The sequence below is a fragment of the Streptomyces sp. NPDC059456 genome (genome assembly GCF_042750055.1).
In the GTDB taxonomy this organism is placed as follows: domain Bacteria; phylum Actinomycetota; class Actinomycetes; order Streptomycetales; family Streptomycetaceae; genus Streptomyces.
The window spans coordinates 1-7,419 of the sequence record NZ_JBHYVA010000428.1 but is presented as its reverse complement, the minus strand read 5'-3'; the positions used below and the strand labels follow the sequence as shown (position 1 = coordinate 7,419).

General features: G+C 74.7%; 3 protein-coding genes. All 3 read right to left on the bottom strand.

Annotated elements, in window-relative coordinates; translation table 11 throughout:
- Positions 1 to 22: 22 nt before the first annotated feature.
- Genes ACFXA3_RS29150 through ACFXA3_RS29140 form a run of 3 tightly spaced genes read right to left on the bottom strand, consistent with a single transcriptional unit; the run spans position 23 to position 7,382 of the window.
- The gene (locus ACFXA3_RS29150; RefSeq protein ID WP_385191504.1) at positions 23 to 1,291 is read right to left on the bottom strand and encodes an MFS transporter; all 1,269 of its coding nucleotides are present in this window, start codon (positions 1,289 to 1,291) and stop codon (positions 23 to 25) included.
- Between the two features lie 50 nt (positions 1,292 to 1,341).
- Positions 1,342 to 2,742, bottom strand: a complete 1,401-nt coding sequence (locus ACFXA3_RS29145) for a cytochrome P450 (protein ID WP_385191502.1) — start codon at positions 2,740 to 2,742, stop codon at positions 1,342 to 1,344.
- The gene (locus ACFXA3_RS29140; RefSeq protein WP_385191500.1) at positions 2,739 to 7,382 is read right to left on the bottom strand and encodes an amino acid adenylation domain-containing protein; all 4,644 of its coding nucleotides are present in this window, start codon (positions 7,380 to 7,382) and stop codon (positions 2,739 to 2,741) included. Before ACFXA3_RS29140 ends, ACFXA3_RS29145 begins: the two co-directional genes overlap by 4 nt.
- Positions 7,383 to 7,419 lie beyond the last annotated feature (37 nt).

Sequence of the window (7,419 nt, the reverse complement as noted above, 5' to 3'; positions counted from 1 at the left end):
TCCCGGCACGGCCGGCCCCGGGTCACCGCATCTCGCGGACGGTGCGCGAGCTGAGGATGCCGATCCCCGTCACCGCCAGGACCAGCGCGGAGACGGCGAACATCGGGCCCGTGCCCGATCCGGCCAGGGCCCCGCAGACGATCAGGGACAGCGGGGCCACCGCGTAGCCGATCACCATGTCCACCGAGATCACCCGGCTCAGCACCGGGCCGTCGATGGTGCGCTGGATCCAGCTGAGCCCGAAGACCCCCTGGAAGCCCATCCCGAAGCCCATCGCCAGGACGGTGGCCAGGGCCCCGGCGGTGTTGCCGACGATGCCGAGCAGGCCCGTGCCGATGGCGAGCCAGCCCGCCAGCGCGGCGATCAGCAGGCCGATCCGGGGGCGGGTGTCGAGGGCGCCGCCGACGAGGGTGCCCAGCATCGCCCCGCCCGCCAGTGCCCCGTTGAGCAGGCCCAGGGTGGCCGAGCCGCCCTGCAGGTCGACCTTGGCGAGAGTGGCGAAGCCGACCGTGAACGGCCCCGCCTGGCAGAAGGTGACGGCTGCGTCGACGGCCAGGATCGTCCGGATCCGCGGGTCCTCGAAGGCGTACCGCAGCCCGGCGCGGATCCGGGCGGCCAGCGAGAGCGCGGCCGACGGCTCCGGCGCGCCCCCGTCCGCCCCGCCCGCCCCGTCCGCCGCGGGGCGGGGCAGCGGGCGGATGCCCGAGACGCACAGGCCGCAGAGGGCGAAGCACACCCCGTCGACGAGGAACGCGACCGGCGCGTCGGCGAAGGCCACCACCATGCCGCCGACGGCCGGCCCGAGCACGGCCGACACCTTCGCGGCGACCGCCAGCAGTGCGTTGGCCGGGGCGAGCAGCTCCTTGTCCACCACCGACGGCAGGATGGAGGCCCGGGCCGGCTGGAAGAAGGCGTCGACCGCGCCGAAGGCCGCGGCGGCGCAGCACAGCACCGCCACCGTCAGGGACCCGGCCAGGCCGGCCAGGCCCACGGCGGCCATCAGGGCGGCGCGGGCCCAGCTGGAGAGCGTCATCAGCCTCCGGGAGGACCACGTGTCGCTGAGGGAGCCGCCGACCAGGGTCAGCAGGGCCCGCGGCACCGCCTGGCAGGCGAGGACGTAGCCGAGGGCCAGGGTGGAGCCGGTGAGGCCGAGCGTGATCCAGGAGAAGGCGATGTAACTGAACCCGTCGCCGAGCAGGGACAGGGACTGCCCGAGCCACAGGAGGCGGAACGACGGCAGCCGGGCGGGGGCGCTCAGCCGGGACCGCGCGTCCACCAGGGTGGAAGCCATGAACGAACTCCCCTTCGTAGGGCTGTCGGGCCGCCGTCGGGCGGCCGTGGTCAGTAGCGGACGGGCAGGGCCGTCAGCGCGCGGTTGAGGAGGGACGGCTGCCAGGCGTGCTGTTCGGGAAGCAGCTCCAGGCCCGGGTACTCGCGTACGAGGACGTCGACCACCGCGCCGGCCACCAGCCGGGCGAGCGCGGCCCCGATGCAGAAGTGCGCGCCGAAGCCGAACCCGAGGTGGGAGGCGCTGCCGCGCCGGACGCTGAACAGGTCCGGGTCGGGGAAGCGCGCCGGGTCCCGGTTGGCCGCCGCCGTCACCAGGAACAGCCGGTCCTCGGCGCGGACGGAGCGCCCGTCGAGGTCGAAGTCCCGGGCGGCGGTGCGGATCGACATCTTCGACGGGCCGTCGAAGCGCATCGCCTCCTCCACCGCCATCGACACCAGCGCCGGGTCCTCCCGTACGGCGGCGAGCTGCTCGGGGTGCTCCAGCAGGGCGAGCACGGTGTTGACGATCAGGTTGCTGGTGGTCTCGCCGCCGGCGAAGGCCATCTGCGTCAGCATCCCGACGAACTCCTCCTCGCTGACCGACGCGCCGATCTGGCCGCCCGCCAGCACGGCACTGATCAGGTCGTCCTTGGGGTCGGCGCGGCGCTGCTTCACCAGGTCGGCGAGGTAGTCGTCCAGGTTGACCAGGGACTGGAGCGAGGTGCGGTACTCGCGCTCCTCCTGGGCGGCCCCCAGGACGAGGTCGCCGACGCGGGCGTTCCAGTACCAGAAGGACGGGCCGTGGGCCTGCGGGACGCCCAGCCAGCGGGCGAAGACCAGGGCGGGCAGCGGCCGGGCGATGTCGGCGACCAGGTCCCCGGTCCGGCCGGGGACGGCGCGGCGGGCGAGCATGGCGCGGGTGGCGCGTTCGACGAAGGCCCGGTAGCGGCCGATCGCGCGGGCCGCGAACTGCTCCTGGAACACCTGGCGCAGCCGCCGGTGCTGCGGGGCGTCGTTGAACACCATCCAGCGGGAGAGGATCGCGAAGGCCCGCTCGGCGTCCTCGCGGGCGCCCTCCGGTACGGCGTCCATCAGCGGGCGCACCCGCTCGGCGGAGACCGCGGGGTCGCGCAGGCAGTGCATCAGCTGGGCGTGGCCGGTGACGAGCCAGGCGCGGTGCATGGCCGACCAGTACACGGGGTCGTGGTCGCGCAGGGAGTTCAGGTACCCGTACGGGTCCGCGTTGACGGCGGGGTCGAGGAGGTACCGCTCGGTGAAGGCGGCCGCCGGGGCGGGGGGCCGGGCCGGGCCGGTGGCCGGCGGGGCGGACGGGGAGGCGGCCCGGGGAGCGGCCGGCGGGGCCGTCCTCCCCGTGACCGGGCACACCAGCCCGGTCGCGGTCGCGGTCCCGGTCGTGGTCCCGGTCGTGGCCGCGGTCGTGGTCGCGGGGGTGTTGGTGGTCAGGACGGTCATCGGCGTTCCTCCGACTGGATCCGGCCGAGCACGGAAGCGGTCTTGTGCATCAGCCGTTCGGACATCATGGACATGTGGTCGCCTTCGGTGACGTGGACGGTCAGCCCGCCGAGCGCGGCCTCGCGCCAGCGCCCGACGTAGGTCCGGAAGTCCACGTCCAGCCCCGGCATCACTTCGCCGTCGGGCAGTTCCGCGGCCGCGCTGCCCACCACGAGGTGGACGTGGCCGGGGTAGGGGCGCAGTGCGTAGCCGGCCAGCGCGGTGAGCAGCGAGTGCCACACCTCGATGGGGGCGTGCTCCACCAGGGCCGCCTCGCCGGGGCTCATGCCGGCGCCCAGCAGCAGGGTGGTGAGTTCGGCCACGGCCGTCACCCGTTCCGCGGACGGGGCCAGCGCACGGACGCGGTCGCGCAGCCGCAGCCCCCGTTCCATGTCCCGGCCGACCGCGGCGAGGCGTTCGCGGGCCGCCGGGTGGGGCAGGTACGGCTCGATCAGCGTCAGCGGTGCGACGGTGTGACCGGCCTCGTGCAGCTGGGTGGCCATCTCCAGGGCGATGTTGGCGCCCATGGACCAGCCCAGCAGGTCGTGCGGGCCGTGCCCGCCGTGGGCGGCCAGCTCGGCGGCGTAGTTGGCCGCGATGCCGGCGATCGTGGTCGGGTCCACCCCGCCGAGCAGCCCGCGGGCCTGGAAGGCCCGGACCGGCCGCCCCGGCGGGAGGGCCCGGGCGAGGGGTACGTACCAGGCGCCGCTGCCGCCGCTGGGGTGCACGCACCACAGCGGGGAGCCCTCGCCGTCGCGCAGCCGGACCTCCGAGGTGACGGCCCGGGCCGGTGCGAGCGGGTCCGCCGGGCCGTCCGGCCGGGCGCCCTGCGCCGCCGTCTCGGTGGCGCGGGCGGCGAGACGGGAGATCGTCGGGAGTTCGAGCAGGTCCCGTACGGAGACGCTCAGTCCGCGGGCCGCGGCCTGCGCGGCGACCCGGACGGTGGAGAGCGAGCTGCCGCCGAGGGCGAAGAAGTCGTCGTGGACGCCGACCTGGGAGATGCCGAGCACCGTGCGCCACACCTCGGCGAGGATCACCTCGGCCGGGGTGCCGGGCGCGACGTAGGCGGTGGCGCTGTGCAGGCGGTCGGCCGAGGGCAGCGGCAGGGCCTTCTTGTCGACCTTCCCGCTGCTGTTGACCGGCATCGCGTCGAGGAAGACGAACCGGGCGGGCACCATGTACGCGGGCACCTTGGCCCGCAGGGCCTGGCGGAAGGGCTCGACGACGGGTTCCACGCCCTCCTCGGGGACCACGTACGCGACGAGGGCCGGCTCGGGCAGGTCGCGCCGCAGCAGGACCACCGCCTGCTGCACGTCGGGCAGTTCGCGCAGTCCGTGCTCGATCTCGCCGAGCTCGATGCGGAACCCGCGCAGCTTGACCTGGCTGTCGCGGCGGCCGAGGACCTCCACGGCGCCGTCGGGCAGCTGGACGCCGATGTCGCCGGTGCGGCACAGCCGGCCGCCGGGGGCGCCGTACGGGTCGGGGACGAACGCGGCGGCGGTCAGGTCGGGGCGGTTCACGTAGCCCCGGCCGATGGCGCGCCCGCCGAGGTAGACCTCGCCCTGTACCCCGACGGGGACCGGCTGGAGGTCCTCGTCGAGGACGTAGACCTGGGTGTTGCGCATCGGCCAGCCGATCGGCGGCCGCTTGCAGTCCGGCTTCAGGAGGGTGGAGACGGACCACACCGCCGTCTCGGTGAGCCCGTAGACGTTGTAGAACCGCCGTCCGCGCGCCCACTTCTGGGGCAGTTCGGCCGGGCAGGCCTCGCCGCACACCTGGAGGATCCGCAGCGCCGGGAAGCGGTCCTCGCCCAGGGCCGCCAGGGCGCTCGGCGCGAGCATCGCGACGGTGATCCCGTACTCGAGCAGCGTGTTCGCCAGATCGGCGCCGGCCCGCAGCGCCTCCCTGGGCGGGGTGCACAGCTGGGCGCCGTTCGCCAGCGCCCACGTCAGGTCCAGGATGGAGACGTCGAAGCTGAGCGAGGCGAACTGGAGCACCCGGTCCTCGGCGGTCACCGGGAACAGGTCGCGCTGCCCCTCCAGCATGTTGGTCAGGCTGCGGTGCTGGATGGTGACGCCCTTGGGCGTGCCCGTGGAGCCGGAGGTGTAGAGGACGTACGCGGCGTTGTCCGCGGTGACCACAGGCGCGGGCAGCGGCGCCCCGGCGGGAGCGGCCCAGGTCTGCGGGTCGTCCACGACCAGGGTCGGGCCGTCGAAGGGCACGGTCCCCAGCAGCGAGGACTGGGTGATCAGCACCGGCATGCCGCTGTCCTCGACGATGAACTTCAGCCGGTCGGCCGGGTGCTGGGACTCCAGCGGCAGGAAGGCGCCGCCCGCCCGGAGCACACCGAGCACGGCCCGGACCATCTCCGGGCCCCGGTCCAGGCAGATGCCGACCGGCACCTCCGGGCCGACCCCGAGGGCCTGCAACCGGTCCGCCAGCTGGCGTACGGAGAGGTCCAGTTCGGCGTAGGTGACCTCGCTCTCGCCCTGCCGGACGGCCACCGCGCCGGGCGTGAGCACCGCGTGCTCGGCCACGCACTCGTGGAACATCAGGGTGCTGTTGGGCAGTTCGGGGCCCCTGCCCCACTCCTCCAGTGCCCGTACGCGCGCCTCACCGGCCAGTGCCGGCGCCGTGACGGGCGCCTCGGGCCGCACGGTCATCGCCTCCAGCACCCCGCACATCAGATCGGCGAGCTGCTCGGCGGTGGCGGGGGCCAGGTAGTCGGGGTCGACGTCGAGGATGAGGGACTCCACGCTCGCGTTGAGCATCAGCGGGAACGCGGTGCGGGCGATCTCCAGCGAGTCGTCCCAGCTGTCCCCCGACAGCCGGTGGAAGTTGACGTAGTTGAACAGGGTCTCCGCCACGCTCGGCGCACCGGGCCTCAGCTGCGCCATCCGTGCCAGCGGCACCCTGCGGTACGGCAGCATCTCCTGTTCGGCGGCGAACGCCGCCCGCAGGTATTCCAGCCAGCTGCCGCGGGGACGCCGGACCCCGAACGGAACGGTGTTGAGGAACAGTCCGCGCATCCGGTCCGATCCGGGCACCTCGGGGCGGCCGTTGGTGACCAGGCCGACCGAGTGCCCCTCGGCGGAGCCGTCGCGCTCGGCGAACAGGCTCATGGTGTGGTGGAACGCCGTCAGCAGGACGGTGCGGCGGGGCACCCCGGCGAGGCGGGCCAGCCGGCCGATCGGCTCGGCGAGGGCCGCGTACGAACGGCGCACCTCGTGGACGAACTGCCCGCTGTCGGAGGCCTCCGTGCCGCGCCGGGTGAACCGGACCGGGCTCAGGTCGCTCAGCGCCGTCCGCCAGAAGTCCAGGCCCTCCTCGTCGACGAGCGCCGCCCGCTCCAGCGCGACGTACTCGGCGTACGGGGGCGCCGCCGGCAGCTGCGGGGTGCGGCCCTGCGCCACGGCCTGCCGGTGCAGGTCCAGCAGGTCCGCGATGAGCGAGGTCAGGCTCCAGCCGTCGAGGACGACGTGGCAGTCGGTGAGGGTGAGCCGCAGCTCCTCGTCGGTGAGGTGGTGCAGGTGGATGCGGACCAGCGGAGGGGCCGCCAGGTCGAAGCGGCGGGCGAACTCCGCGTCGACGTAGCCCCGTACGGACGCCCACTGCTCCTCGTGCGGCAGGCCCCGCAGGTCGCTGTAGCCGACCGGGAGCTCCGCGGTGCGGTGCACCAGCTGGAGCGGCTCGGAGAAGGCCACCAGGTCGATGGAGGACCGCAGGATGCTGTGGCCGCGTACGACGGTGTCCACCGCGGCCTGGAACGCGCCGAGGTCGAAGCCCTCCGGCACGGTGATCTTGAGGTCGGTGACGTTGTGGTAGGCGCCGCGGCCCGGGTCGGCCAGCATCTCGTGCAGCATGCCGGCCTGGAGCATGGTCAGCGGGTACGCGTCGTCGAGCCCCTGCGGCAACCGGGCCGCGTCGGCCGGGTCGAGCTGGGAGAACGGCTCCACGGGCGCGGGGGCGCCGCCGTCGGCCGCGTCCGTCGCCAAGGCCGCCAGGTCGCCCAGGGTGCGGGCCCGGAACAGGTCCGGGACGCTCAGGCCCAGCCCGGCGGAGCGGGCCTGCCCGATCACCCGCAGGGCCAGCATCGAGTCGCCGCCCAGGTCGAAGAAGTTCGCCGTGCGGCTGATCCGCTCGGCGCCCAGCACGTCCCCCCAGATGCGGGCCAGCGCCTCCTCGGTCGCACCGGCCGGCGGGACGTGCCCGGCGGGCGCGGCCGCCCCCTCGACGGCCACCGCCACCAGGGTCTTGCGGTCCACCTTGCCGTTCGCGGTGATCGGCAGCTCCGGGTGCCGGACGAACAGCGCGGGCACCATGTACTCGGGCAGCGTCAGCCGCAGCCGGTCGCGCAGGTCCGGCGCGTCCAGCGGGCGGCCCTCGGTCAGCACCACGTGGGCGACCAGGCGGGCGCCGCCGTGCGCGTCGGGCCGCGCCACCACCGCCGCGTCCCGTACGCCGGGCAGGGCGCGCAGCGCGGTCTCGATCTCACCGGGCTCGATGCGGAATCCGCGGATCTTCACCTGGTGGTCGGCCCGTCCGGCGTACGCCAGCTGGCCGTCGGGCAGCACCCGTACCAGGTCGCCCGTGCGGTACATGCGGGACCCGGCCGGGCCGAAGGGGTCGAGGGGGAAC

Excerpts from the sequence above, each read along its gene's own strand:
- ACFXA3_RS29145 (WP_385191502.1), bottom strand. The coding sequence starts at position 2,742 with ATGACCGTCCTGACCACCAACACCCCCGCGACCACGACCGCGGCCACG.
- ACFXA3_RS29150 (WP_385191504.1), bottom strand. The coding sequence starts at position 1,291 with ATGGCTTCCACCCTGGTGGACGCGCGGTCCCGGCTGAGCGCCCCCGCC.
- ACFXA3_RS29140 (WP_385191500.1), bottom strand. The coding sequence starts at position 7,382 with ATGTACCGCACGGGCGACCTGGTACGGGTGCTGCCCGACGGCCAGCTG.